The organism is Cellulophaga sp. Hel_I_12 (genome assembly GCF_000799565.1).
Classification (GTDB): Bacteria; Bacteroidota; Bacteroidia; order Flavobacteriales; family Flavobacteriaceae; genus Cellulophaga.
In genome coordinates this window covers 540523-567389 of the sequence record NZ_JUHB01000001.1, presented here as the reverse complement: position 1 = coordinate 567389, position 26867 = coordinate 540523, and the positions used below count along the sequence as shown (strand labels likewise).

Sequence of the window (26867 nt, the reverse complement as noted above, 5' to 3'; positions counted from 1 at the left end):
TTTAAGTTTTTTAAAGCTTAAGTAGCTTTAGCATAACTTTAAAACCAACAATCATGAAAAAGCTCTTATTCTTACTTGTTTTTACACCTAACTTATTTTTTGCAGCAAATAAAATACCCTCTAAAATAAAATCGGTTACGCTTTATGCGAACAGTGCTGATATTTCAAGAGTGGCCCATTTAAAACTAGCACAAGGTACTTCGGTAATTACCCTAACTGCTTTATCGCCTAAAATTGATGAAAGTAGTATTCAAATTTCGGGCTTAAATGGCGTTTCTATTCAAGCCATTTCGTATTCCTTAAATTATTTAGAAAACATTAGCTTAGGTCCAGAAGCGCTGGTTTTTACAAAACAAATTGAAGCAATAGGCTTAGATATTAGCCGATTAAAAAATGACATCTTTGGTTTAAATGAAGAAGAAAAGGTGTTGAATACCAATCGCTTAGTAAGTTCTGAAACACAAGCTTTAGATTTAGATAAAATTAAAGCTATTAGTCAGTATTATCGAAATAGGATAACGGAGATTAAAAACGAAATTTTCAGCCTAAACCTTAAAATAAACCTTCTTAATGAAGATACTGTAAACCTACAGAAACAGCTTTCAACACTGCAAAATATCCCTTCTGAACCAAAGGGAGAAATCACTATAAAGTTTGATGCACCTATAGCGACTTCACTTTATTTAGGCATCACCTATAATGTACAAGATGCTGGCTGGATTCCTAATTACGATATAAAATCTAATAAAATAAACCATGCCATAGCTTTAACTTATAAAGCCCATGTGTATCAAAAAACGGGAGAGAACTGGGACAATGTGGCCTTAACCCTTGCCACAGGAAATCCTAATTATAACGCCGTAAAACCTAGTTTAGCAAGTCATTATTTAAATTTCGGACAATCAAAAAACTATCGCTCTGAAATAGAAAAAAGAAAATTTGCCTATAACCCTAGTATAAAAACGGTTACGGGTATGGTAACCGATGCATCAGGTCAGCCCTTACCTGGTTGCAGTGTATTGGTTAAAGGGACTACACAAGGGACTAGCTCGGATTTTGATGGTAAGTATAGCTTAAACGTTGCTAATGGACAAGAGTTGGTTTTTTCGTATGTAGGATTCAAAACAAACGAAATTCCTATTTATGCTTCTCTGATAAATGTAAGGTTAGAAGAAGATGCGCAGGCATTAAATGAAGTTGTTGTTATGGGTTATGGGACTCAAGATGATGCTATTTCTCGCTCGTTGCAGGGAAGAGCAACTGGCGTTCAAATTAGAGGTGTATCATCGATTTATATGGAAGAAGAGGTACAACCATTATATATTATAGATGGTGTTCCGGTCGATGATTTTATGGAAGGCGATTTAGATGCTGATGAAATTCAGCATATCGAGGTTTTAAACTATTCATCATCCGAAGCTATTTATGGGAGCCGAGCGGCTAACGGAATTATTGTGATTAGCACTAAAAAAAGTAGCACTGTTGAAGAAGCAATACAGACTAAATTTGAGATTAAAAAGCCCTATTCTATTAGTGCCAATGGTGATATTAGTGCTATAGAAATTAACACCTACACCTTAGACGCCACTTACGAATTTTTTGCCGCACCAATTATCAATGAACATGTATTTTTAACGGCATCGTTTAAAGATTGGGAAAAGCTAAACTTATTGCCCGGCGAAGCAAACATTTACTTTAGTGGCACCTATGCGGGTAAAACCACTATTGATCCGTATACGGTTAAAAAAGAAATGACTGTTTCTTTAGGTATTGATAAGGCTATTACAGTCATGAGAAAACAAGACAAGAATTTTAAAAGTAAGTCTTTTACTGGAAACACTAGAATTTTAGATCGAACCTATCAAATAGACATTAAAAATAACAAACCAATGGCTATTGACCTGGTGGTTATGGATAGAATTCCCATTTCTGAAAATAAAGAAATTAAAGTAAGCGATATTAGTACAAACAATGCCCTTTATGATCAAGAAAAGGGCTTACTCACATGGAAATTAAGTTTGGATAAAAATGAAGAAACTTCGGAAACCTTTTCATTTCAAATAAAATATCCGAGGGGTAGAAATATCACCCTATAAGGAACCCTATTATTTTTAACCGTTTTTAAAAATTAGATCACAAAACTATTTATATTTGTTTAAAATAAAACAATACACTCATGAAAAAAATAATTACATTATTCGTTTTTTCAATACTTTTTATGACTTCTTGTAAAGAGGCTAAAACAGAAAGCACCAAAGAAGAAAATCAAGAAACAGCTATGGTGTATCAATGCCCGATGGACTGTGAGTTAGGTAAAACCTATGATGAACCTGGTACCTGCCCTGTTTGCAAAATGGATTTGAAGGCTGTCGGTGGCGAAACCGCTATGTCTTGTAAAATGCATAAAGATGGTGAATGTGACTGTAATAAAGAGCAACAAGGAAAACACCATTCCTCTGAAAATGGAGAAAAAGTAGCCTGTGCGATGCACGAAGATGGTAATTGCACCTGTGAAGGCGATGCCTGTAGCTGTGAAAACTGTCCAGAACACGCATAAACTAGCGTCTCGATAAAAAATATTATTTTAAATGATTGAGAATAAAATCTAAGGTTTTATTCTCATTTTCATTTTTAGCAAATGCTATATTGCGATGTGTAATGGGGTGGGCAAGTCCTAATTTTTGTAAATGTTCAATATCGGCTTCATAATCCATCGTAACTTTTCCAGTTAACAAATTATCCATAGCTTCATCGCGGCGGTAACGCTTATAAATCTTCTTTAAACCGCTTAAATAGAGTCTGTCTTTTGTAAAGCCTCCACCTCTGTGTACGCGCATGGTAATGGCAAAAGCATCATCACGATTCAATTTATACTTGCCGTGAATCATATCAAAAGTATCTGAAAAACTATAGCCTTTAATTAAACTATCAGAAGCTAAAACACGGTAGGCAAGTGTTTTAAGTCGATTCAGGGTCAATGCACCGCTCATATATTCACTAAAAACGGCTAAACCCTCTTGAGTTTCAACGTTACGAGGAAATCCGTTAGAAAATATTTTTAAAGGTTGCTCGAGACCATTATAGGTCGTTACTAAATGTACCCCAATTTCATGATGAGCCAGGGTGAGCAATTGGTTTTTGCTGAACTTGGTGTTTTTTTTAAGAAATAAGGTTTGCGTTGTATTACTAACCATGGCATCAGCGGCAATGGCCGTGGATAACTTGATATTCAAAGGAAAATTATAGTTTTTTGAAAATTCATCAAAATAGTCTTTTGCATCCGATGGGCTATACACTTTCTCCATATCTGAACTTGAGGCTTGATCGGAATGATGTAAGATAAACTCGGCATTTTGTACATCCTTCTCCGTTGGAGTACCATAAACGCGCAGCGAATTATAATAAAATTTCTTGGGTTCGCCGATAGTTTGAATGCATTGTACCATATTAGAATAATAATAAATGATATCCTGATATAATTTTTGAACTTGCTGATCGGTAATCCGTTCTAATCGCTGTGAAAAGAACATCCGGTGCAATTTGTAGGGATGAAATTTTATTTTAGGGTATTTTAGTATCGGGTTTTCAGTAAACTTTGAAGCATAAAAGCGCTGTTTTTCCTTCTCCGTATTTAAGGGGTTTAAATAACTTAATAATTCTATCTTTTTAACAAGACGGTCTAAATTGTTATCAATATCAATTAAATCGGCGTATTCTTCTTGTATTGCCATACTCTCTTTCTTGTTCATATGCGGTACTTCTAGTACTGTTGGTACAGGGCATTTATCACGAGGCCACCATAAGGGTTTATATTCTTTTTGTTTTATTAAAATCTATTTTATGAACCGATTTTGCTACTACGATACTTACCATAGCATCACCAGTTACATTGATGATTGTTCTGCACATATCTAAAGGCCTATCGACTGCAAAGATAAGTGCTAAACCAATAGCTAATTTATCTGCCGGGAATCCAATAGATTCTAAGACAATAACAAGCATTACCATGCCTGCGCCTGGAACCGCCGCAGAGCCAATAGATGCCAATAAGGCTGTTAAAACAATCATTATTTGATCGGAAAACTCTAAGGGAAACCCTAAGGCCTGTGCAATAAAAACAGCGGCAACGCCTTGATACAAGCTAGTGCCATCCATATTTACTGTGGCCCCAACAGGCAGTACAAAACTAGAAACTTCTTGGTCAACTCCTAAGTCTTCTTCTACAATTTTCATGGTCACCGGTAAAGTAGCGGCACTACTGCTCGTAGAAAATGCTAAAACGTGTGCGGGAATCATTTTTTTTAGAAACCAAAACGGATTAATTCTTGTGCTAAAATAAAGCACCAAACAATAAAAAATCATCATTAAAAATAGGCCGAATACGACAACGCCAGCATATTTTAAAAGTGCATATAATAAGTCAGGATCACCAGAACTTACAACCACATTTGCTAATAAAGCAAAAACGGCAATGGGGGCACTTTTCATGATTAAATCTACCATTTTTAAAATGGCATCATTTAGAGAATCAAAGATGTTTTTTAAAGGCCTTGCTTTTTCTTCACCTATTAATAGTAATGAAATACCCAAAAACACTGTAAAGAAAATTACTTGAAGCATTAATTTATTGTTACTCAAAGCCGTAAAAATATTATCTGGCACCATATCTACAAGAAACTGTAAAGGCGCTGTATTTTGTTGGGCGGAAGCTTCTGCTATTTTTGCGGTTACCCCACTATCGTTAGCATAGGTACTTGTTAATTTTTCAATTGTTTCAGGGGATATACCAAGGCCTGGGTTAAAAATATTGACACTTACCAAGCCAATGGTGATGGCTATAATAGTCGTTACGATAAAAATAAGCATTGTGCGTACCCCAATATTTCTGAATTTCGAAATATCTTTTAAATCGGAAATCCCTTTGATTAAGGAAGCTAAAATTAAAGGAATCGCAATCAATTTTAGGAGATTGATAAAGATAATACCTAAGGGATTTATCCAATTTTTTATGAATTCTCCACCTCCATTAATTTGAAGCATGAGGTATCCAAAAATCAATCCCAATAGCATGCCTATTAGAATTTTCCAGTGCAACGCAACTTTAGCCATAATATAAAAATAAGTTGGTGCTAATGTATTCGAAGAATCGTTTGAAATTACAAAAGAGGCCTATTTTTTTAAGATCATTTTTTAAGCCATTTAAAAATTAGTAGACGTGCAGCTATTGGCTTCAAAATTCACCTTTAAACTTGTAGCTTATAAAGCTTACTGGCGCTCATTTTAAAACCTAAATCTTCGTATAATTGTTTAGCAGCTACGCGATGTTCCGCGCTAAAAAGTAGTAGTTCTGTAACCCCTTTTTTCTTAGCGACTTCTAATAGTTTTTGCATCAGTTTTCTTCCCAATCCTTTACCGCGTTCATTTTCATGAACAACTACGTCTTCGATCCAAGCTTTTTTTCCTGAAATAACAGTATAAACACACATGGAGGCCATGCCTAAAATCTCACCATCCTTGATACCGTAAACCAGAGTGATGTTGTTTTTATCATTAAAAATGTCGAGTAGCTGTAGTTGTTTTTTAGTAGGGGCTAGTTGCTGGAATAAGGCCCGTATTTGATTTTGAAATTCCGGGGTAACATGGTTCTTCTGTAATAAGGCTATTTCCATTTTTGAACATATTTATTTAGTCTGCTCTCAAACTCCATATTTCATTAATAGGATCCCCCTTGCTCGATAAACCAGAATGGTGCCAGTCTCCATCTTTTAATTCAAATTTAAAATCTAAGGAAGCTCCTACTCTACTGTTATCTCTTGAAAAGAACCCAATGTTTTCAACATAAACACCATCTATAGTGGTATAGGTTCCACCACCTGTTCCCATAAACTGTTTGGTTTCAGTATTATAAGCAATCCATTGAAAGCGGGTGCCAGATAGTATTTTCATCGTTTTTCTTGGCCCATCGGTCGCTCTCTGTTGCTTTTTTCCATCAACAACCCTCCCTGACATCAGCCATGCTCCTTGTAATTTTCCCGGGCTACCATCGTCTATTCTTGTAAACTGCTCACCAGTACCTGTAAATGTCATCATTTTATCATTTAGAGCTACTTTATGTGCGACTTCTGTACCAACTCGTTCAGCGTTTTCTGTATCAAATTCTATTAGTTCATTAAGGGTATCACCAGATAACGCATAGCTGCCGCCTGTTGTATTTATAAATTCACCTGTTTTAGCGTCATAGGTTGTTGAAACTTGGTGTCCATCCGAAAAAATAATAGTAGTTTTCAAGGCGTCTCCGTTTTCACTCGCATAGTCGTGTTCCCAAGCTCCGATAATAGATTGAGCAGTGATGCTTAAACATCCAAAGAGAAATACTAAAAAAAGTGTGCTAATTTTCATGGTTTTAAAATTTAGAATAAGCTAGTCTAAAAATAAACAATAATATTGATCTAGGCCCAATTAAACCTGCTCAATTGTGCTAATTGTTCCTGAAATACTACAAGATAATTTTACAGTATTGTAAATGGTGCCAAACTTTTCAATGTTCTTTTTAAGAAGTGTAGTATTGATCTCCTTTTCATTACTGTATATGATCAAATTGTACATGATGTTGTTCATTCTCGGCGGATTTTCAAGACGAGTAGCCTGGACCTCAAGCGCAGCTTTGGTATAGGTAAATTTCATCATACCGGAAAAACGCTCTACATTTTTTAACATACAGGCCGCAAATGAACCCAAAAACAATTCGGCAGGATTTGGTAAAATTTCGGCCGTTTTTGTGGTGGTTCCAAAATCGATATCCGATTGCTTTATGTGAATAATAGCATCCTGATTTGAAGTGGATGAAGCTTTGATTTGATAATTCATAGTGTTTGTTTCATTTAGTTTAAAAGTGCCCGTACGTCCTCTTTTAAAGAACGCTGTAAGGCCAGCATTTTTAGTGCTACTAGATGTTGGGAAACTGTAGATTTCGCCAAAAAAAAACCTCGCCCAATTACCTATAAAACCGCAACTTTGATCTTAAAAATAATTAAAATAACCATATGTGTGGGGTGTTCTAAAGCTTTAGCAAATCTGGCCAAAGCTTCTAAGCCTTCCTTGTATGCTATTCGTTCTAAACTCGTTTATATTTTGTAGTCCTATTCACAAATGTACAGCTGCCCTTCTAAACAATTAATGACTTTTATCAGCTGTTGTTTACTTGTTACGAATAATATTTTTTCTTTAGCCAAAATGAAACTCGAACTAATAAAATCAATGCAGGAACTTCCACTAATGGGCCAATTACTCCTGCAAACGCCTGACCAGAATTAAGTCCAAAGACCGCAATGGCTACCGCTATTGCCAATTCAAAATTATTACCTGCTGCCGTAAATGCAACTGCCGCAGTCTTGTCATATTCTGCGCCCATTGCTTTAGTGACAAAAAAGCCAATGATAAACATTAAAGTAAAATAAATCAGGAGGGGCACAGCAATAATGAGTACATCCATTGGGATTTTTACAATTAATTCCCCTTTCAATGAAAACATGACTACAATCGTAAACAAAAGAGCGATCAAGGTTATGGGCGAAATAGTCGGAATGAATTTTTTCTGGTACCATTCTTCTCCTTTTATTTGAACTAAAATGAGTCGGCTTAAAATTCCCATCACAAAAGGAATTCCTAAATAAATGGCAACACTTTCTGCAATCGTTCCGATTGAAATATCAACGATGGCACCTTCAAAACCAAAATAAGGAGGTAGCACCGTTATAAATATCCATGCATAAAAGCTGTAAGCAAAAACTTGAAAAATACTATTTAAGGCTACTAAACCTGCTCCATATTCGCTATTGCCTTCGGCAAGGTCGTTCCATACCAACACCATAGCAATACAGCGCGCTAAACCAATTAAAATAAGCCCGACCATATACTCTGGGTAGTCCCGTAAAAAGGTTATGGCCAAGATAAACATTAAAATAGGACCAACAATCCAGTTAAGTACTAACGAGATCGTAAGAATCTTTGTGTTTCTAAAGACCTTCGGTAAAAGTTTAAAATTCACTTTTGCCAATGGTGGATACATCATTAAAATTAAACCAATAGCAATAGGTATGTTGGTTGAACCACTATTGAAAGAATTTATGAAATCAGGAAATGTAGGCATTAAGTACCCCAAACCTACCCCGATAGCCATGGCGGCAAAAATCCAAAGTGTTAAATTTTTATCTAGGAAACTTAATTTTTTTGATGTCATTTTTAAGATTTAATTTGAGAGAATACATAACACAGTTCAGTGGCAATTTGAAGACTTCTTTCCGCATACTTTTGAGCTTGTTGCGGTGTGTTGTCAAATACTTTTGGATCTTCAAAAGTAATGGGTATGCGTTTTTCAGCACCTAAAACCATGGGACAGGCTTCATTCGCTGAATCACAAGTCATAATGGCCACAAAATTAGTCTTTGGGTTAAAATCATCATCTAACTTTTTAGAAAAACCAATAATTGGATGTTCATTTTTTGCATATTTAATGCTGTAAATGGGGTTTTTACTTTCAGAAAGCACATGAATTTGAAAGCCTGAATTTTTCAATGTTTCAATAACCATAGGAAAAAGTGCTGTGGCTTCTGTGCCCCCTGAATAAGAAAATACACCCTTGATATTAAAATAGCTCGCCATGGTTTGCGCCCATATTTGCGACAAATGACTTCGTCTCGAATTATGCGTACAAATAAAATTAATTTTAATCTCTTGTCCGTTCGAAACTTTTTCTTGTAGGACGGCTATCAAGGGATTTAAAATGACTTTCCGTTCTTCTGGTATGTATTGAGGGTTTAAAGTTTTAATTAAATTTTCGATTTCTGGAAATAACACTGCACTATTTATGGTCATTTTACGAATTTAATTTATCAAATTATTATTTTTTAAAAAACCTTATCTCATCAAAATAGTTCATAAAGACATGAAACTGAAATCTTAAGCTATTGATAAAACGATATTTTTTTGATACTTAACTAAAAAATCATTCTTTACTTCAATTATTTACGATTCAATACTATAAAAACTAAGCATATTTCTAGTCCTGTTTTATTTGTTATATTAATTCATTGCAATATTACGATTAATATCCATATCAACAAATTTATTTCAACTTTGATCAAAGGAAATGGTCTATTTTTTTTATCCCTTAAGTATCCTAGCAAACAAAATGGTCCTTAATTTTTTTTGGTAATATTGGAAGATTAAATGGCTAACACAAATCCGTTTCTTTTTACATTTTAAGTTAAAAATAAATCCCAAAGAAGACCATGGCGCTTTTCAATGTTAATAAAAATAAAAAGACTTCCTAAAAAGTATATACAAAACTAAGACATTCCCAAATCTTCTAAATGTTTTACCTTATGATACATCAAGGCTGCTTTAATGCATTGTTTCAATTCGGTCTTTGGGATTTTCTCATCTAATTGAAAAATTAGTGCCCTATGACCTTCATATTGAAATTTCTGTTCAAAGACCTGCTTAAAGCTTGCAACCAGCCTGCTAGTACATTTAAAATAGAGTGCATATTGCTCCGGAGCTTTGGCTTTCCAATCCATTCTCAACGTACTGCCATGTTTGGTGATGAAGCTAGGTTCTCCCCATTTAAGGGTTTCTTCTAAGGTCATAACTCCCTCAGTTTCTTGGGCTGTAGCTTCTACTAATTCGCGTAAATAGTTCATGTTACTGCGAACAAAGGGTGGATAATTCGCTAAGACTTCTTCAAATTTAGGGTCTATTTTAATTTCCAATGGCTTCATAGCCGTGTAACTAATATTATGGTTTAAATGATTTTAAGCTTCTTTCTTTATTAAGTTATCATCCCAGTTTTTTACTCTAGGTTCATGTAGTTTACCCTCAGATTTAGCAATTACGGTTGCAACTGTAGCATCTCCAGTAACATTGACAACCGTTCTACACATATCTAGTGGTCTATCAACTGCAAAAATCAAGGCCAAACCAGCTTCAGGGATACCAGCATATCCCAATACGCCAACAAGCATAACCATACCTGCTCCTGGAACCGCTGCAGAACCAATGGAGGCTAGTGTTGCCGTAGCGATAATTCCCAGTTGGGTACCAAAAGATAAATCCATACCAAAGGCCTGAGCGATAAACACTGCTGCTACTGCTTGATAAAGGCTTGTACCGTCCATATTAATAGTGGCACCTATTGGTAAAACAAAACTGGCAACTTCTTCTTCAACACCTATATGTTCGGTAACCCTTTCCATGGTTACGGGTAATGTAGCTGCACTAGAGCTGGTAGAAAAAGCCAGAAGCTGTGCAGGAATCATTCCTTTTAGGAAAAATATGGGGGATTTCTTCGCGTATACTTTTACGAATGTCATATACACCACAATCATTAAGGCCAATCCTAAAACCACACAAAATGCATACATGCCTAGGGCTTTAAATAAATCGGCACTCGGAGCCTCGATGACTAAAGCCGCCATTAAGGCAAATACTCCGTACGGTGCCGTGAGCATAATTAAATCGACCATTTTTAGAATCACTTCATTGAAACCATCAAAAAATTTCTTTACCGTCTCTGCGAGATCTTCAGGAATTAATATTAATGCCACACCGAAAAATATAGCAAAGAAGATCACTTGTAGCATATTACTATTACTAGAAGCAGCTTCGAATATATTACTTGGCACTAAATCTTCTAAGGCTTGTAATGGACCTGCTTCTTTTTGAGCCGCCGCATCTTTTTGTTTCATTTCAGCGTCGCCTGCATAAGCTTCTATAAGTTCATTCCGAGTATCTTCGGTGATACTTCCGCCAGGCTTTACCAAACTTACGACACCCAAACCAATAGAAACCGCAATGATTGTAGTTAAAACATAAATAGCAATGGTTTTAAATCCCATTTTAGACAGGCTAGAGATATCTTTTAAATCTGAGACTCCTTTTATTAGCGCTGCTAGAATTAATGGAATAGCAATTAACTTCAGGGAGTTGATAAATATATTTCCAAATGGTTTTATCCAATCACTTATAAAGCTCTGTGCCCAAGTTTGTTGCGTCGTTATTTCTTTGAGTCTTCCTAGTACGGTATCTAGTTTATCTAATTCTGTTTCTATTATAGATTTTTGTTGCAGAAACTCAAAGGTTGTTATGGTCGTTGCGGCATAATCTGCTTGAATTTGAGATAATTGGGCCTTTAGTTCTTTTTTGTCAGCGTTTAGTTGTACAATTTCTGTTTGTGCACGTTCTATTTGTTTGAGTTCTTCTGGGGAAAGCGAACTTACTTGTACTAGTACTAAAGCAAATACAATACCTAGTAACATTCCTAGTAGTATCTGCCAATGTAATGCTAATTTTTTCATGTGAATCTAATGGTTTAAGCCAATTATTTATGATTTTTTGTTGCATTTACAAGCAACAAAAATTTTGTGATGCTGAAAGATACTATTTTGAAAATAAAAACAAATAACTTTTTTTTTGAAATCGACAATTCTCTGAACAAAGCATTTAGAACTGGGGGTACTGACGATCTTTTGACGAAAAGTAGCAAAAAACGAAATTTTCAGCACATTGGCCCCAGCAGAACTATTAAAAAAAAGTAGCTAGGGCATCTCCAAATACAATACACTAAAGGTTTCCAATTCGGGAAGGGATTGGGTGAAGGAGATGATGTTTAAAGCTACGAATACACTACTTTATAATGTTACCGCATTATTGCGTAATGTAAAATCTAACAAAACCATGGCTGCCATAGCTTCCACAATGGGCACGGCTCTTGGCACTACGCAGGGATCATGTCGCCCTTTTCCTTGCGTTTTTACCTCGTTTCCATCTTTATCGATCGTGGTATAGGCCTGAATTATTGTAGCAACCGGTTTAAAGGCTACCTTAAAATAAATATCCATACCATTAGAGATTCCACCTTGAATACCTCCACTATAATTAGTTTTGGTTGTTCCGTCTTTATTGTACTGATCGTTGTGCGCGCTGCCCTTCATGGTAACACCCTCAAAACCACTACCATATTCAAATCCTTTTACGGCATTGATGGAAAGCATGGCTTTTCCTAATTCGGCATGTAATTTGTCAAAAACAGGTTCGCCTAAACCTACGGGTACATTCTGAATAACACAGCTAATCACACCACCAATTGTATCGCCTTGTTTTTTTATTTCTTTAATGTAGGTTTCCATTTTAGCTGCCATTTTTAAATCAGGACAACGAACAGGATTGCTTTCGATTAAAGAGAAATCAATGTCTTTATAATTTTTATCAAGTTTTAAATCGCCAACTTGCGAAACGTAGGCATTAATTTTAAAACTACTCAAAACTTGCTTTGCAATAGCACCGGCTACTACTCTACTGGCTGTTTCTCGGGCAGAACTGCGTCCTCCCCCTCGGTAATCTCTAAACCCGTATTTTTGATCATATACGTAATCGGCATGCGACGGTCGGTAAGAATCCTTGATATGTGTGTAATCTTTCGATTTTTGATTGGTATTATGAATCGCAAAACCGATGGAAGTTCCTGTGGTTTTACCCTCAAAAATCCCGGAATAAAATTCTACCCTATCCGATTCTTTACGTTGGGTAACAATGGCTGATTGTCCTGGTTTTCTGCGATCTAGTTCATTTTGAATGGTCTCAAAATCTAAAGTTATTCCTGCTGGACAACCGTCGATAACACCTCCAATGGCGATTCCGTGTGATTCTCCAAATGTAGAGAGTTTAAATAGTGTACCGTAGGTGTTTCCTGCCATTTGTGTTTAAATTTTAATTTTCAAAGGTAATTGTATCCTGTTAGTAATCCAAAAACTGATCATGGTAACAAAATTTAGATCAATTTTTAAACTAAAGCTTCTTTTAGAATAGTAATTGGATGTTTTGCGATGCGCTTAGTTCCGTCGTAAATTTGATGACGGCAACTGGTCCCATTCGCTGCGATTATGGTGTCTTCGGATGATTTGCGAACTGCTGGGAATAACTTTAATTCTCCTATCTGCATACTCAATTCATAATGCTCTTGCTCATATCCAAATGAACCTGCCATTCCGCAACAACCAGAGCTAATAATGGTGACTTCATAATTTTTTGGAAGGTTTAAAACATCAAAAGTTACTTTTTGATTCGAAAGTGCTTTTTGATGGCAATGTCCGTGAATTTTTATTTTACGGACTTCTGTGGTAAATAATTCGCAACTTATGGCTCCTTTTTGTAGTTCGGCTGCTAAAAATTCTTCGATAATAAAGCTGTTCAGTCCAATGGCATTAGAAGTTTCAGAATCTACAGAAAAACGTTTGTATTCGTCTCTAAAGGTTAAAACTGCTGATGGCTCTAGTCCTACTACGGGAATTCCTTTATCGGCAAAAGCTTTCAATGAAGTCATATTTTTTAGCGCAATTTTCTTGGCTTGTTTTAAAAAGCCTTTTGAAATATAGGTACGACCACTTTCAGCATAAAATAATTCTACATCATAGCCTAATTTAGTTAAAACTTCAATGGCATCTTTCCCTAAATCAACATCTAAGTAATGGGTGAATTCATCAATATATAAAGCTACTTTCAATTTAGAAGCCACCTGCTTATTTTTAAATTCTTGAAGATGCTTATCAAAATTAAAACGATATACTTTCGGTAAACTTCTTTCTTTGGCTACTCCAGAAGCATTCTTAAGGAATCCCGCAAAAAAACTGCTACCATATACCGCATTGGTTAGTCCTGAGACAGCACTACCTAATTTATTTAATTTGGTGTTATACGCAAACAATTTATTTCGCAACGAGTAGCCATTTGCTTCTTGATATTGGTATAAAAATTCCGCTTTAAGCGTCGCTACATCAACATTACTTGGGCATTCGCTGGCGCATGCTTTGCAGCTTAGGCACAAATCGAATACTTCTTTTAGTTCCTTATTGTCAAATTTGTTGGGTGATTCAGACCTCGTTAAGAATTCGCGTAAGGCATTAGCCCTCCCTCTAGTGGTATCTTTTTCGTTTTTGGTGGCGTGATAACTGGGGCACATACCGCCAGCACTATGGTGTGTTTTTCTACAATCGCCACTTCCATTGCACTTTTCAGCCGCTTTCAGAATCCCTTCACTGTCCGAAAAATCGAACAAGGTATTTATTTCTGGCTCTTTTCGATCAATTTCATAACGTAGGGATTCATCCATGGGATAGGCGTCAACTATTTTACCAGGATTAAATATATTTTGGGGATCGAAGTAAGACTTAATTCTTTTTAATAAGTCGTAATTTTCCGCCCCAATCATTAATGGAATAAATTCGGCCCTTACGATGCCATCACCGTGTTCCCCGCTAAATGATCCTTTGTATTTTTTGGTCAGTTTCGCCACGTCAGTGGTTATGGCTCTGAACAATTTTACATCCTCATTTTTTTTAAGATTCAATATAGGTCGTAAGTGAATTTCTCCAGCGCCAGCATGAGCATAATACACCGCATTCTGCTCGTAGCGCTTCATGATTTGAGAAAATTCTCCAATAAAATCTTTTAAATCTTCTAAAGCGACAGCGGTATCCTCAATACAAGCTACTGCTTTTTTATCGCCAACAATATTTCCTAAAAGTCCTAATCCGGCTTTTCTTAATTCTGCCGCTTTGTTAATATCCCTATCCCGTAAAATAGGATTCGAATAGCTTAAGCCTGATTTTTCAATAGTTTTTAAAAGGTTTTCTAGTTGTTTTGCTAAAGATTCAGGAGTATCAGCCTTTACCTCAAGCATTAAAACTGCAGCCGGATCGCCTGCAATAAAATAACGATTGGGCAATTGAGATCTATTATTTTTAGTGCAATCAAGGATTACCTTATCCATCATTTCGCAGGTATGTAAATTGTGCCCCATGACAGGAACAACATCTGCCAAACAATCTTCCAAGCTGTGATAGTGTGTTACGACCATCGCGGACAATGTAGGTGGTATTTTATCTAATTGTAAAGTGATTTCTGTGGTAAAAGCTAAAGTTCCTTCGCTTCCACTTAGTAATTCGCATAAATTAATAGTATTTGAATTTCCTCCGAAAAGATCACTTTTTAAAAGTTCATCGATGGCATAGCCCGTATTTCTTCGGTGTATTTCGGGTTTAGGAAATTCGGATATAATGTTTTCCTGAATTGCTTTATTCGATAATTCGTTGTGAATATTTTTATATAAAGAGGCTTCAAAAGTGTGCTCCGTTAGTTTGGATGTAAACTCTTGACTGGTGAGCGATTTAAATTCAGCTTCGTCTCCATTTGCCAAAATGGTTTTTAGATGTACTACTTTATCACGGGTAACACCATATTGAATAGAAGTAGTTCCCGAAGAATTATTACCCACCATTCCACCCATCATACAACGATTGGCTGTTGATGTGTTCGGGCCAAAAAATAAGCCATAAGCTGCTAAATACTGATTTAATTCATCACGGATGACACCGGGTTGCAGCGTAATTTGCATTTTGCTTTCATCAAAAGAAATAATATTTGTAAAATGTTTAGACACATCGACAACAATACCTTCGCCTACACATTGCCCTGCTAAAGAAGTTCCTGCGGTTCTTGGAATTATCCCTATTTTATGTTCTTTGGCAAACAAGATTATTTTTTTTATATCTGCTGTATCTTTTGGAAACGCAACCGCGAGGGGTGTTTTTCTATATACGGATGCATCAGTGGCATAGAGTGCCTTGGACAGCGTATCTAGCTTTAACTCACCAGTCAAACTTTCTTTTAATTTTTCTAAGGATACCGTTTTCAAACTATAACAATTTTGACTGCTAAATTAAGTTTTTATTAACTAGAGAACACAAGCAAAATGCTATTTTTGAAGTGAATTTTAAAATAAATAAAGATGAAATTGTTAAAAAACACACTTTTTTTAATGCTGTGTATGCCGCTTTTCTTGAATGCTCAGGATATTTCTGATCATACTATAGGGTTAAGGCTAGGAGATAGCGATGGATTGGGAGCTGAAATATCGTATCAAAAATCGTTTTCGCGAGTAAATCGATTAGAAGTAAATTTAGGATGGCGTGATAGTAGAGCTTATGACGCTTTTAAATTATCGGGAGTGTACCAATGGGTGATGCCTTTAGAGGGTGATTTTAATTGGTATTACGGATTTGGTGGTGGTTTAGGAAATGTTGATTTTGAACCACGACCTAATGAAAATAGCCCCAATGGTCTTCAAAAAATTGACGGAGGATTATTTGTTTTTGGTGCTGCCAATATTGGCATTGAATACAACTTTGATTTTCCATTGGTACTTTCCTTAGACATCCGACCAGAAATAGGATTATTAGGTTATAGTGAGTTTTCGGATAATTTTGATTTTGATATTGGTTTAGGCATACGCTACCAATTTTAAAACATAAAAGATAAATTTCTGAATTAAATTAGCTCGTAAAGGCTTGTTTTTTTTGCTATTATATAAGTACATTTGCCGCACTAAAATTAAAATAATGAAAAAAGTAATATTTGGAATTTTTGCCATTGGTTTATTATTCTCTTGTACTAGTAATCCAGACGGATTTTCTATAAATGCAACCGTTCAAGGTGATTTAGATAATGGAACAAAAGTATATTTAAAAAGAATAAACGAAGTAAATCAGCCTGTTGATGTGGATACCACAACGGTTGAAAATGGAAAATTTAGCTTTACAGGAAAAGCAGACTCTTTAGACTTACAGTATATATTCATTGACAATGTAAATGGTAATATCCCTGTAATCATAGAAAAAGGAACTATCGATATTAGCTTTCAAAAAGACAGTATTTTATTTGCTAAAATTGAAGGTACTGACCAGAATGATATGTTTGCTAAATTCTTAAATCAAAGTAAAATCTTTTCAAAACGATATACTTCAATGGGTCAAGATTTTGAAAAAGCTCGTGCTAGTGGTGATTTAGCTGGCCAAGATGCAATTCAAGAGGAGTTATTAGAATTTAGGGAAGAGGCCAAAAAATTTGAACTAGATTTTGCCAAAGAAAATCCTAATGCTTTAATTTCTGCAATGTTGTTAGAGCGTTTTCAACAAACACAAGAGCTTCCTGAAAATGAAATCAATGAAATATATGAAGCATTTACACCAGAGGTAAAAAATACAGCTGCAGCAAAAAGAATTAAAGCTTTTATGGACAAGAATAAAGCAACGGCTATTGGCTCAAAGGCTCCAGAATTTTCAGCGCCTACACCCACTGGGGAACAATTGGCATTAAAAGATGCTTTAGGAAAGTATACAATTATTGATTTTTGGGCTGGATGGTGCAAACCTTGTAGAGCAGAAAATCCTAATTTAGTTCGCATTTATGATAAATATAAAGAAAGTGGATTAAAAATTCTTGGAGTTTCATTAGATAAAACAAGAGAAGAATGGACAGATGCAATTACCGCTGACGGTTTAGAATGGAACCAAGTTTCTAATGTTCAGTATTTTGATGAAATTGCAAAATTATACAATGTAAATGCCATTCCTGCAATGTTTATCTTAGATGAAAACGGCGTGATAATAGCTAAAGATTTAAGAGGAGAAGCACTTGAAAATAAAATTGCTGAATTACTGGGAAGCACCATGTAAAATGGCACCTAGTGTACTCTGGTAGTAAAAAAGCCTGGTTTGTTTCACAAACTAGGCTTTTTTATTTTTATAAATGTTCTGTGCCATCATCTGCGGCTAACGAGAATCTTTGGGAGCCACAAGGCCTTCTAGCCTAAGGTTTAGCATACGAGTATTCATAAACCATGGCATTTTTAGATTAAAAAAACTATAAATAGTAGCATTAGACCGCTTTAAAAAGTTAATCCTCAAGAGATGTCTTAAAAAAATTGTCAGCATACGCCTTGAAACTTCTGCCTATTTAAAGAGCACTTTTTAATTTAATTTTCCGGCTTTTTGGAGTACGAACAGCACAACGATAGGGAGGGCCAACAAAGCGACCATCAAAAGATCGGTTTGCAGTAGACTCGGAAAGAAAATAAGGGTTGTAACATATCCGCCAATAGCCCCACCAAAGTGAGCAGTATGCCCAATATTACCTAATCTACTTTTCATACCATATATAGAATACAGCAAATAACCAATACCAAAAACATAAGCCGGCACAGGAATTGGAATAAACATAAACCCTAAACGCATTTGTGGCTCCAGTAAAATGGCGGCATATAAAATACCGGTAACAGCGCCACTAGCACCTACAGCGCTATAATAGGGCTCGTTTTTATGAAAAACCATGCTCAGAAGGCTGCCAGCTGCCAAACTAACCACATAAATAAGTAAAAATTGTATTGAATTTAGCCATTCAATGACGACCGGAGCAAAAAAGAACAGCGTAAACATGTTAAAAAATAAATGGGAGAAATCTACATGTAGAAACCCAGAAGTAAACATTCGTTCTTTTTGACCTGCAGCTATGGCATTTACTTGAAATTTATAACGATCAAAAAAAGTTATATCATTAAAACCCTTAAGGGATACTAAAATGTTTAGGGCAATAATCCCCAAAGTGGCAAAATGCATTTCATCAAACATAAAACTAAGGCTTCTATTTGCTCCCAAATATAGCTATATTTGCGTAATAATATATGGCATGCAGTTACTTGTATTTGTTTTAGCGTATCCCTTAATTTGGATAATTTCTATACTTCCTTTTAAGCTAGTTTATGCACTATCAGACTTTATTTTTTTTATCGTTTATACGGTATTAGGCTATCGAAAAAAAATAGTGTATGCTAATTTATCCCTAGTGTTTCCCGAAAAATCTTCAAAAGAATTAAAAGAAATACAACGCATCTTTTACGGTCATTTATGTGATACGTTTCTGGAAATGATTAAGACCATGAATATATCCAAAGAGGATATTAAAAATCGCTACCATATTACAAATTTAGAAGTACTTCACGAGCTTGAGAAAACAAAAAGTATTTTAATAGTTTGTTCTCATTATGCGAATTGGGAGTGGAATGTGAGCATTAACAATTATGTAAAATCAGAGGGTTATGCCATTTATCAAAAGATTAAAAATAAGTACTTTGATCATTGGGTAAAAAGTACAAGGGCACGCTTTAATACCACGCTTATCACCCAAGAAGAAACAGTAAGAACTGTAGTTAAGAATCATAAAGACAAAGTACCATCAATATATGGTATGGTTAGTGACCAGTCACCACAAGCCCATAGAGCGCCATATTGGACAGAGTTTATGGGAATTAAAGTACCCGTTTTTAGTGGTCCTGAAACTATGGCTCGAAAAATGGATTTAGCAGTGGTATTTCTTAAAGTTTCTAAAGTAAAAAGAGGTTATTACGAAGCAGCGTTTATCCCGATTACCACAGCTGGAAAAAGTACGGCTGAACACGAAATAACAGATACATTTTTGCGATTAACAGAACAACAAATTCGTGAAAATCCACCTTATTATTTATGGACTCATAGACGGTGGAAGCACAGAAATAAAGCTGACACCCAATAAATAAAAGGTAATTTTATTTCAAAAATTACCTTTTATTCTAAACCCCATCCAAAAGCACTTTAGACTTTTTGAGGTTCTATTTCAAACCTGCAATTTGTTTAATTTCTCTAATAATCTTATCGGCTAAACTATCGGCCTCAAGTTGTGATTTCGCTTCGGTATAAATTCTGATAATTGGTTCTGTATTTGATTTACGCAGGTGTACCCAATTTTCAGCAAAATCGATCTTGACCCCATCGATGGTCGAAATTTCTTCATCTTTATAGTTCTTTGCCATAGTTTCTAAAATAGCATCTACGTTTAAACCTGGCGTTAATTCTATTTTCTTTTTACTCATAAAATAAGACGGATAACTAGCTCTTAATTCTGCTACAGTCCCCCCTTTTTCAGCCATCAACATTAAAAATAAAGCCGTGCCAACCAAAGAATCACGACCAAAATGACTTTCTGGATAAATAATGCCTCCGTTGCCTTCACCCCCAATAATTGCATTTATTGCCTTCATTTTCGTAACGACATTTACTTCACCAACGGCCGCAGCTTCGTAGGTTCCGCCGTGTTTCTCCGTAATATCTCGAAGTGCTCTTGAAGATGATAAGTTCGATACGGTATTTCCTTTCGTTTTTCCTAAAACATAATCCGCACAAGCCACCAAGGTATACTCTTCGCCAAACATTTCACCATCGTTACTTATAAAAGCCAAACGATCTACATCAGGATCTACTACAATTCCAAAATCTGCTTTTTCTTTTAAAACCAAGGCACAAATATCACCTAAATGTTCTTTTAAAGGTTCTGGGTTATGAGGAAAATGACCAGTTGGGTCACAATACAATTCCACCACTTCAACCCCTAATTCTTTTAATAATTTAGGAATTGCGATTCCTCCGGTAGAATTAACACCATCTACCACCACTTTAAACTTTGCCGCTCGGATGGTATCGGCATCAACTAAAGGCAAGTCGAGCACTTCGTCAATATGAATATCGATATAAGAATCGTTTTTGGTAATTTCTCCTAAATCGTCTACTTCTGAAAAGTCAAAATCTTCTTTTTCAGCTATTTCAAGAATTAAAGCGCCTTCTTCAGCATTTAAAAACTCCCCTTTTTCATTTAAAAGTTTTAAGGCATTCCACTGTTTAGGATTATGACTAGCAGTTAATATAATGCCACCATCTGCCTTTTCTAAAGGCACCGCAATTTCAACGGTTGGTGTAGTGGATAGGTCTAGATCAATAACGTCAATCCCTAAACCTACTAAAGTAGAAACCACTAAATTCTGAATCATTTCTCCGGACAAACGCGCATCTCTTCCAATTACTACTTTTAGTTTTTTGTTACTTTTTGTATACCCTTTAAGCCATATACCATAAGCAGCCGCAAATTTCACGGCATCAATTGGTGTTAAATTATCGCCTGGTTTTCCTCCAATAGTACCCCGTATTCCTGAAATTGATTTGATCAGTGTCATAATTGTATAAAAGTTTTTGCAAATATAATCGGTTCGTATTAAATGGTATTCCTCTTATTCGTAAATTCGAACCTATTAGTGTTTTTTGTGATTGTATGAATTTTTTGGCGCATATTTTTTTATCCTTTAATGATGATGAAGTTTCCCTTGGTAATTTTTTTGCCGATAGTATTCCAGGAAATAAGTATACACATTTGCCGGAAAGAGTACAAAAAGGAATAAAATTACACCGTCATATAGATACGTTTACAGATGCGCACCCAACAGTACGCCTAAGCACCAAAAAATTACATCAAAATTACAGTCATTATAGCGGAATTATTGTTGATATTTTTTACGATCATTTTTTAGCTAAGAATTGGAACCAGTATTCAGAGGTTCCTTTAGCTGATTTTGTAGCTAATTTTTATGCGTTATTAAAAGCTAATTATGCTATTCTTCCTGAGGCAACAAAACACATGATGCCCTATATGATCCAAGAGAATTGGATTGTAAATTATGCCAATTTAGAAGGTATTGAACGCGTTTTAAATGGAATGAATAGACGAACAAAAAATAAATCTAAAATGAATTTTGCTATCTTAGATTTAAACGAACATTATCAAGAGTTCGAAAAAGAATTCACCTCTTTTTTTAGAGAGTTAATCGATTTTTCAAAACAAACATATCATTCACTTTAAACGAACCCAATTACCAATGAAAAAATACATTTATTTCCTTGTCGTACTTTTGAGCTTTATCCAGTGTAAAAATCAAGCTCCAACACCAACACCAACTGGTTTAGTTACAGATAAGGCCATGGTGGTTTCTGCACGAGAAGAAGCGTCTAAAATAGGTGCTGATATTATGGCGAAAGGCGGCAATGCTTTTGATGCCATGATTGGAACGCAGTTAGCCTTGGCTGTTGCTTACCCTAGAGCAGGGAATATTGGCGGTGGTGGTTTTATGGTATATCGAAAAAATAATGGAGAAGTTGGTTCTTTAGATTTTAGAGAAAAAGCACCATTGTCTGCCTATCGTGACATGTATTTAGATGCTGAAGGAAATGTTATTCCTAATATGAGTACGCTTGGAGCTACTTCGGTGGGTGTTCCTGGTGCTATTGCTGGGATTATAGCAGTGCATAAAAAATTAGGAAAATTGCCCCTAAAGGCTATTTTTGAACCTGTTATTGCACTGGCTGAGAACGGAGTTACAGTCACTGAAAAACAAGCTGAAATACTCAAAGGATATCGCGAAATATTTATGAAAGTGAATGGTGATAGCACTAAATTCGCTACGGTGTACAATGCAGGCGATGTCATAAAATACCCAGCATTGGCAAAAACATTAAAAATAATTCAGGAGCAAGGGCACGATGGCTTCTATAAAGGAGAAATTGCTCAAAAATTGGCGGCCTTTATTCAAAAAAATGGAGGATTTGTAACTGAGGAAGATTTAGCAAAATACCAAGCTGTATGGCGTGAACCTGTACTGTTTAACTATAAAGATTTAAATATAATATCTATGGCGCCTCCAAGTAGCGGTGGTGTGACTATGAATCAGATTTTTAAAATGATTGAGCCTTATGATCTAGCTACCCTTGGACATAATTCAGAAAAAACAATTCAGGTATTAACGGAATCCTTTAGACGTGCTTATGCCGATCGAAATTACTATTTAGGAGATCCCGATTTTGTTGAAATACCTTCAGAGCAAATTTTGAATGATACCTATTTAACAGAACGTATGTCCGATTTCTCTTTTGAACAGGCTACAAGCTCTGATGCTGTTTCCCATGGTAAGGTAGAGATTTTGGAAAGTATGGAAACTACCCACTACTCTATTATTGATGCCGAGGGTAATGCTGTTTCTGTAACAACTACTTTAAATGGTAATTTTGGGTCTAAATTGTATTCTGATGAATTAGGTTTCTTTTTAAATAATGAAATGGACGATTTCAGTGCTAAAGCAGGAGTGCCTAATATGTTTGGCTTAATTGGCGCAGAAGCAAATAGTATTCAACCAGAGAAAAGAATGTTGAGTAGCATGACACCTACTATTGTTGAAAAAGACGGAAAATTATGGATGGTTGTGGGCACCCCAGGAGGTTCAACGATCATTACTGCTGTAGCAGAAACGATATTGAATACGTATGAATTTGGTTTAAGCATGCAAGATGCGGTAAATGCTCCTAGATTTCACCACCAATGGTTACCAGATGTTCTTATTTTTGAACCCAATGGCTTATCTCCTGAACTAATTACTAGTTTAAAAGCTAAAGGATATCAAATTAATGAAGAAGACAATACTATAATTGGGAAAGTCGATGCTATTTTGGTTTTGCCAAATGGCCAATTAGAAGGTGGTGCAGATAGGCGTGGTGACGATGCGGCTGTAGGGTATTGATATTACAAATAAAAATGGGCACAGCCGAAAGCGCAGGGTGCTCAACGAAAATATATGAAAAGAATTTTTAAGAAAGTACTGAAAATTATTCTTGCGTTATTCACCTTGCTCTTCCTGGCATTCGTGGCCTTGTATCTGATCTATAACGAACCTTTGCCGGAGGGTTCAAAACCTGAAAAGGCTGATATTTTAGCACAAAAAATGTTAACAGCTATACATCATGAAGCGTATGTACAAACTAAGCATATCGAATGGACTTTTGCTGGCGGAGCGCATCAGTACAAATGGCATAAAGCAAAGGGAGAAGTTGAAGTGAAATGGGGTGATTACAAGGTTCAATTAAATCTTGCCGACCCTACTAAGAGTCACGTTTTTCAAAATTCGACTGAACTTTTGAATGCTTCTAAATCAGAAATCATAGTTAAGGCGGTTAATTTTTTTAATAATGATTCTTTCTGGTTAGTGGCTCCTTTTAAAGTTTTTGATAAAGGAACCAAACGAAATGTAGTACTTTTAGAAGATGGCTCCGAAGCTTTGTTAGTCACCTATTCCTCAGGAGGAACAACGCCTGGAGACTCTTATTTATGGAAATTACAGAACAATGGCTTCCCAGTTAGTTTTCAAATGTGGGTAAAAATTATTCCGATTGGTGGTCTAGAAGCCACTTGGGACGAATGGAAAGTGATGGAAAATGGGCTGTACTTACCGTCTTCTCACACCATAGGTCCTGTACCATTGGATATGGGAGAAGTGCGGGCTTATAATTAAAAAGGGAGCGAAAATGATTGATATACTTAAACCTAGGTCTGCTTCATCCGTTTAAAAATACTATGTCCCCTGCATGTATACCTAGGTTGATTTAATTAAAACAGCAAATAGAATCTCTAATTTTAGTTCAGATTAAAAATAATTTCTCGCATAGAATATATGAAGTGCATTGCCCAAAGCGTATTAAACATCACAAATTAAAAAGCCTTGTTTTAAAGATTCAATTTTATCTTCGCGTTCAGGAATAAATTCTTGAGCTACGTAGCCTTTATAGCCTGTAGCCAAAATAGCGCGCATAATAGCAGGATAATATAGCTCCTGATTTTCATCAATTTCGTGGCGACCTGGAACTCCAGCGGTATGATAATGTCCAAAATACTGATGATTATCTTGAATACTTCTAATAATATCGCCTTCTTGAATTTGCATGTGGTAAATATCAAAAAGCAATTTAAAACTTTCAGATCCTAAACCTTTACATAATGCAATTCCCCAAGCGGAGGTATCACACATATAATCAGGATGATTAATGGCGTTAAATAATTCCATTTGGATAACTATGCCGTGTTTCTCAGCCAATGGCATAATTTTAGAAAGTCCGTCAATACAATGTTGCAAGCCTACTTGATCATCCATTCCTCTGCGATTTCCACTAAAACAAATTAAGTTTTTATACCCAGCTTGGGCAACTTTAGGAATCATTTCAGAATAATTCTTGACAAGTACCTCGTGGTATTGCGGGTCATTCCAACCTTCAGTAAGGCTAATTTCTGCGCCGTTGCACATGGCAGAATCAATATTGTATTTTTTTAAAAGCGGCCATTCTTTAGGTCCCATTAAATCAACTGCTTTTACTCCAAGCTTATTTAGGGTTATTAAAAATTCTTCTAAGGGAATTTTACTAAAGCACCAATGACAAACACTGTGATTAATATTATGTTTTAAAACAAAATCTTTTTCTTTACTTGGTATCGAAGCCGTTGCTGCCGTGCAGGAAATGATGCTTAATGAACCTACAGCAGATGTTCCAATAAAGTCTCTTCTTTTCATACCCATATTTTTCTTAAAAATATACTTTATTTTTAAAAAAAAGGTGCTGTAGGCTACAAAAGACTACTTCCTAGAACATTTTTTAAAAAATTATTTAGAAAAGGTCATAATTAGCGTTCCTTTCGCTTTTATGATGACACCGCCTGCAGGTACATCCCTATCAATCGCCGTACTGATCTGTAAGGTGTTTTCTGTGAGTGTGATGATCTCATAAGAGCCATTCACGGTGGCATTTGCGCTTACCGTTAACGCAGTTCCTTGGATGTCCCAATCGCCATTAGCAAAAGGACTTTCTGAGCTAAATCTATCTTCATAGGCTGTGCCTAAAAACGTGAACTTTAAGAGCATACCATAAGTACCTGTACTCGTTACTTTATTGGGGTTTTCTGTAAATTCAACGACTACATTTTCATTCGTTGAAGTAGCCGTGTAGGTTAATGAATAGGTGGCATTCAAAAATACTGTTGTACCTGTCCCATCATTAATAACGGCATTCGTTAAGTTCCAAGTCCCTGAAATTGGGGAAGTTACAGGTGTGGTTTCATCAAAAACTAAAGGATTTGTTCCGTTTTCTATTTCTTGGGCATTTGAAGTACCATCTAAATCGCAATCCTCAATATTCCATGCATTACTGGGGGTTTGATTTTGACTCGTTAAAAGAAAAAGACAATAATCTAATGGATTGGTATTATTTAAACTTTCTATATCGTCAGAAACGCCATCACCGTCGGTATCCACTTTTAAGGGATCAGTACCCAACTCTTTTTCTATTCCGTCAGATAAATTATCTCCGTCAGTATCCGCTTTTAAGGGATCTGTCGCATCGGCCTTTTCGACACCATCGTTCACACCATCGCCATCAGTATCAATAGTTAAGGGATTGGTCTGATCATTTTTTTCGATTCCGTCTTGAACTCCGTCCCCGTCAGTATCTGCCACTAAGGGGTCTGTACCATCAACTTTCTCGGTTCCATCATTGACCCCATCCTGATCTGTATCGGCTTTTAAGGGATCAGTACCGTCTGTTTTCTCAACGCCATCTGGCACTCCATCTTCATCAGAATCTGCTTTTAAAGGGTTTGTTTTGTCTGTAATTTCCAAAGCATTTTTAAGGCCGTCAGCATCACAGTCACCTTCATTCCATGCATCCGAAGTTTTTATGGTTTGTTTAGTTACTATAAAAGAGCAAGTATTATTGGGGTCCGTACCATCTTCATTTTCTGCGGTATCGCTAACACCATCACCATCGCTATCAAGATTTGATTGGTCAATGGGCGGGTTACTGTCAGTTGTAATTGCGTCTAAAAGATCTTCGCGATCATTAGAACATGCGCTCAAAATAAGAATACAAAAACTAATTCTTATAATTTTTTTCATTTGGAAATGTTTTTTAAACTATTCTATTTTATGATTAAAATATATACGCAACTTTTATATATTTGGATGTGAAAGACCATGTTATAAAAAACAATACCCAAGAATTAATTGAGCTAGCGCATTACAAAATGCCATTTGGAAAATACAAAGGGCGTTATTTAGTAGATTTACCTGAACCCTATTTAATTTGGTTTCAACAGCAAGGATTTCCTGAAGGTAAACTCGGTAACTTGCTTAGGGCCATGACAGAAATTAAAATAAATGGCCTAGAAGCTTTAATAAAAAAGGTTCAAAAAGATTTTCCTAAACAATAGGCGGTATATCTTGTGCAATTTGTACTTTTGCCTGCGTTAAG

At 35.8% G+C, this 26867-nt stretch carries 24 protein-coding genes; 9 read left to right on the top strand and 15 right to left on the bottom strand.

Annotated features, from left to right (window positions below):
• Positions 1-53 precede the first annotated feature (53 nt).
• The gene (locus GQ45_RS02685; RefSeq protein ID WP_047414872.1) at positions 54-2096 is read left to right on the top strand and encodes a DUF4139 domain-containing protein; all 2043 of its coding nucleotides are present in this window, start codon (positions 54-56) and stop codon (positions 2094-2096) included.
• An 80-nt stretch (positions 2097-2176) separates the two neighbouring features.
• Positions 2177-2557 carry a heavy metal-binding domain-containing protein gene (locus GQ45_RS18105; RefSeq protein ID WP_052188101.1) on the top strand — a complete coding sequence of 127 codons (381 nt, stop codon included), beginning with the start codon at positions 2177-2179 and terminating at the stop codon, positions 2555-2557.
• A gap of 22 nt (positions 2558-2579) precedes the next feature.
• Here GQ45_RS18105 and GQ45_RS02675 read toward each other — a convergent pair whose 3' ends face one another.
• The 11 genes from GQ45_RS02675 to GQ45_RS02625 form a co-directional block, all read right to left on the bottom strand.
• Positions 2580-3749 (bottom strand): flavohemoglobin expression-modulating QEGLA motif protein, encoded by a 1170-nt coding sequence (locus GQ45_RS02675; RefSeq protein ID WP_047414870.1) that lies wholly within the window; start codon positions 3747-3749, stop codon positions 2580-2582.
• A 58-nt stretch (positions 3750-3807) separates the two neighbouring features.
• Positions 3808-5109 carry a dicarboxylate/amino acid:cation symporter gene (locus GQ45_RS02670; RefSeq protein ID WP_047414868.1) on the bottom strand — a complete coding sequence of 434 codons (1302 nt, stop codon included), beginning with the start codon at positions 5107-5109 and terminating at the stop codon, positions 3808-3810.
• A gap of 134 nt (positions 5110-5243) precedes the next feature.
• On the bottom strand, positions 5244-5669 hold the full coding sequence (locus GQ45_RS02665; RefSeq protein WP_047414866.1) for a GNAT family N-acetyltransferase: 426 nt from the start codon (positions 5667-5669) through the stop codon (positions 5244-5246).
• A 16-nt stretch (positions 5670-5685) separates the two neighbouring features.
• Complete coding sequence (locus GQ45_RS02660; protein ID WP_047414864.1) at positions 5686-6399, bottom strand: hypothetical protein; 714 nt, start codon at positions 6397-6399, stop codon at positions 5686-5688.
• Between the two features lie 60 nt (positions 6400-6459).
• Complete coding sequence (locus GQ45_RS02655; RefSeq protein ID WP_047414862.1) at positions 6460-6867, bottom strand: OsmC family protein; 408 nt, start codon at positions 6865-6867, stop codon at positions 6460-6462.
• Positions 6868-7204: 337 nt separating this feature from the next.
• Positions 7205-8239, bottom strand: a complete 1035-nt coding sequence (arsB, locus tag GQ45_RS02650) for an ACR3 family arsenite efflux transporter (RefSeq protein ID WP_047414860.1) — start codon at positions 8237-8239, stop codon at positions 7205-7207.
• 2 nt (positions 8240-8241) lie between these two features.
• A complete protein-coding gene (locus GQ45_RS02645; protein ID WP_047414858.1) occupies positions 8242-8874 on the bottom strand; it encodes a protein-tyrosine-phosphatase in 633 nt (210 codons plus the stop codon).
• A gap of 473 nt (positions 8875-9347) precedes the next feature.
• Positions 9348-9779 (bottom strand): DUF1801 domain-containing protein, encoded by a 432-nt coding sequence (locus GQ45_RS02640; RefSeq protein WP_047414856.1) that lies wholly within the window; start codon positions 9777-9779, stop codon positions 9348-9350.
• 33 nt (positions 9780-9812) lie between these two features.
• Positions 9813-11354 carry a dicarboxylate/amino acid:cation symporter gene (locus GQ45_RS02635; RefSeq protein WP_081980853.1) on the bottom strand — a complete coding sequence of 514 codons (1542 nt, stop codon included), beginning with the start codon at positions 11352-11354 and terminating at the stop codon, positions 9813-9815.
• Between the two features lie 333 nt (positions 11355-11687).
• Entirely contained in the window at positions 11688-12752 is a 1065-nt protein-coding gene (gene aroC / locus GQ45_RS02630) for a chorismate synthase (protein WP_047414855.1), read from the bottom strand.
• 86 nt (positions 12753-12838) lie between these two features.
• Positions 12839-15748: an FAD-binding and (Fe-S)-binding domain-containing protein gene (locus tag GQ45_RS02625; RefSeq protein ID WP_047414854.1), complete on the bottom strand. Its 2910-nt coding sequence runs from the start codon at positions 15746-15748 to the stop codon at positions 12839-12841.
• Between the two features lie 93 nt (positions 15749-15841).
• On the opposite strand from GQ45_RS02625, the gene GQ45_RS02620 reads away from it, so the two are divergent.
• Both GQ45_RS02620 and GQ45_RS02615 read left to right on the top strand, forming a co-directional pair.
• Entirely contained in the window at positions 15842-16357 is a 516-nt protein-coding gene (locus tag GQ45_RS02620) for a hypothetical protein (protein ID WP_047414853.1), read from the top strand.
• A 94-nt stretch (positions 16358-16451) separates the two neighbouring features.
• A complete protein-coding gene (locus tag GQ45_RS02615) occupies positions 16452-17567 on the top strand; it encodes a TlpA disulfide reductase family protein (protein ID WP_047414851.1) in 1116 nt (371 codons plus the stop codon).
• Between the two features lie 294 nt (positions 17568-17861).
• Here GQ45_RS02615 and GQ45_RS02610 read toward each other — a convergent pair whose 3' ends face one another.
• A complete protein-coding gene (locus GQ45_RS02610; RefSeq protein ID WP_047414849.1) occupies positions 17862-18518 on the bottom strand; it encodes a rhomboid family intramembrane serine protease in 657 nt (218 codons plus the stop codon).
• A gap of 58 nt (positions 18519-18576) precedes the next feature.
• Between GQ45_RS02610 and GQ45_RS02605 the strand changes: the two genes are divergently transcribed.
• Positions 18577-19458 carry a lysophospholipid acyltransferase family protein gene (locus GQ45_RS02605; RefSeq protein WP_047414847.1) on the top strand — a complete coding sequence of 294 codons (882 nt, stop codon included), beginning with the start codon at positions 18577-18579 and terminating at the stop codon, positions 19456-19458.
• Positions 19459-19534: 76 nt separating this feature from the next.
• Here the strand turns inward: GQ45_RS02605 and glmM are convergent, their stop codons facing one another.
• Positions 19535-20929 (bottom strand): phosphoglucosamine mutase, encoded by a 1395-nt coding sequence (glmM, locus tag GQ45_RS02600; protein WP_047414845.1) that lies wholly within the window; start codon positions 20927-20929, stop codon positions 19535-19537.
• Between the two features lie 95 nt (positions 20930-21024).
• Between glmM and GQ45_RS02595 the strand changes: the two genes are divergently transcribed.
• Genes GQ45_RS02595 through GQ45_RS02585 form a run of 3 tightly spaced genes read left to right on the top strand, consistent with a single transcriptional unit; the run spans position 21025 to position 24085 of the window.
• A complete protein-coding gene (locus GQ45_RS02595; protein ID WP_047414842.1) occupies positions 21025-21609 on the top strand; it encodes an ACP phosphodiesterase in 585 nt (194 codons plus the stop codon).
• A gap of 16 nt (positions 21610-21625) precedes the next feature.
• Entirely contained in the window at positions 21626-23317 is a 1692-nt protein-coding gene (ggt, locus tag GQ45_RS02590) for a gamma-glutamyltransferase (protein WP_047414841.1), read from the top strand.
• 54 nt (positions 23318-23371) lie between these two features.
• A complete protein-coding gene (locus tag GQ45_RS02585) occupies positions 23372-24085 on the top strand; it encodes a hypothetical protein (RefSeq protein ID WP_047414839.1) in 714 nt (237 codons plus the stop codon).
• A 183-nt stretch (positions 24086-24268) separates the two neighbouring features.
• On the opposite strand, the gene GQ45_RS02580 is transcribed toward GQ45_RS02585, so the two are convergent.
• Positions 24269-25135, bottom strand: coding sequence for a hydroxypyruvate isomerase family protein (locus tag GQ45_RS02580; protein WP_047419945.1), 867 nt, complete (start codon positions 25133-25135; stop codon positions 24269-24271).
• A 90-nt stretch (positions 25136-25225) separates the two neighbouring features.
• On the bottom strand, positions 25226-26512 hold the full coding sequence (locus tag GQ45_RS17465; RefSeq protein ID WP_052188100.1) for a hypothetical protein: 1287 nt from the start codon (positions 26510-26512) through the stop codon (positions 25226-25228).
• A 68-nt stretch (positions 26513-26580) separates the two neighbouring features.
• Here GQ45_RS17465 and GQ45_RS02570 point away from each other — a divergent pair, with 68 nt between their 5' ends.
• Positions 26581-26826: a DUF3820 family protein gene (locus GQ45_RS02570; protein ID WP_255352026.1), complete on the top strand. Its 246-nt coding sequence runs from the start codon at positions 26581-26583 to the stop codon at positions 26824-26826.
• The last annotated feature ends 41 nt before the right edge of the window (positions 26827-26867 follow it).

Excerpts from the sequence above, each read along its gene's own strand:
- GQ45_RS02685 (WP_047414872.1), top strand. The coding sequence starts at position 54 with ATGAAAAAGCTCTTATTCTTACTTGTTTTTACACCTAACTTATTTTTT.
- GQ45_RS18105 (WP_052188101.1), top strand. The coding sequence starts at position 2,177 with ATGAAAAAAATAATTACATTATTCGTTTTTTCAATACTTTTTATGACT.
- GQ45_RS02675 (WP_047414870.1), bottom strand. The coding sequence starts at position 3,749 with ATGAACAAGAAAGAGAGTATGGCAATACAAGAAGAATACGCCGATTTA.
- GQ45_RS02670 (WP_047414868.1), bottom strand. The coding sequence starts at position 5,109 with ATGGCTAAAGTTGCGTTGCACTGGAAAATTCTAATAGGCATGCTATTG.
- GQ45_RS02665 (WP_047414866.1), bottom strand. The coding sequence starts at position 5,669 with ATGGAAATAGCCTTATTACAGAAGAACCATGTTACCCCGGAATTTCAA.
- GQ45_RS02660 (WP_047414864.1), bottom strand. The coding sequence starts at position 6,399 with ATGAAAATTAGCACACTTTTTTTAGTATTTCTCTTTGGATGTTTAAGC.
- GQ45_RS02655 (WP_047414862.1), bottom strand. The coding sequence starts at position 6,867 with ATGAATTATCAAATCAAAGCTTCATCCACTTCAAATCAGGATGCTATT.
- arsB (WP_047414860.1), bottom strand. The coding sequence starts at position 8,239 with ATGACATCAAAAAAATTAAGTTTCCTAGATAAAAATTTAACACTTTGG.
- GQ45_RS02645 (WP_047414858.1), bottom strand. The coding sequence starts at position 8,874 with ATGACCATAAATAGTGCAGTGTTATTTCCAGAAATCGAAAATTTAATT.
- GQ45_RS02640 (WP_047414856.1), bottom strand. The coding sequence starts at position 9,779 with ATGAAGCCATTGGAAATTAAAATAGACCCTAAATTTGAAGAAGTCTTA.
- GQ45_RS02635 (WP_081980853.1), bottom strand. The coding sequence starts at position 11,354 with ATGAAAAAATTAGCATTACATTGGCAGATACTACTAGGAATGTTACTA.
- aroC (WP_047414855.1), bottom strand. The coding sequence starts at position 12,752 with ATGGCAGGAAACACCTACGGTACACTATTTAAACTCTCTACATTTGGA.
- GQ45_RS02620 (WP_047414853.1), top strand. The coding sequence starts at position 15,842 with ATGAAATTGTTAAAAAACACACTTTTTTTAATGCTGTGTATGCCGCTT.
- GQ45_RS02615 (WP_047414851.1), top strand. The coding sequence starts at position 16,452 with ATGAAAAAAGTAATATTTGGAATTTTTGCCATTGGTTTATTATTCTCT.
- GQ45_RS02610 (WP_047414849.1), bottom strand. The coding sequence starts at position 18,518 with ATGTTTGATGAAATGCATTTTGCCACTTTGGGGATTATTGCCCTAAAC.
- GQ45_RS02605 (WP_047414847.1), top strand. The coding sequence starts at position 18,577 with ATGCAGTTACTTGTATTTGTTTTAGCGTATCCCTTAATTTGGATAATT.
- glmM (WP_047414845.1), bottom strand. The coding sequence starts at position 20,929 with ATGACACTGATCAAATCAATTTCAGGAATACGGGGTACTATTGGAGGA.
- GQ45_RS02595 (WP_047414842.1), top strand. The coding sequence starts at position 21,025 with ATGAATTTTTTGGCGCATATTTTTTTATCCTTTAATGATGATGAAGTT.
- ggt (WP_047414841.1), top strand. The coding sequence starts at position 21,626 with ATGAAAAAATACATTTATTTCCTTGTCGTACTTTTGAGCTTTATCCAG.
- GQ45_RS02585 (WP_047414839.1), top strand. The coding sequence starts at position 23,372 with ATGAAAAGAATTTTTAAGAAAGTACTGAAAATTATTCTTGCGTTATTC.
- GQ45_RS02580 (WP_047419945.1), bottom strand. The coding sequence starts at position 25,135 with ATGAAAAGAAGAGACTTTATTGGAACATCTGCTGTAGGTTCATTAAGC.
- GQ45_RS17465 (WP_052188100.1), bottom strand. The coding sequence starts at position 26,512 with ATGAAAAAAATTATAAGAATTAGTTTTTGTATTCTTATTTTGAGCGCA.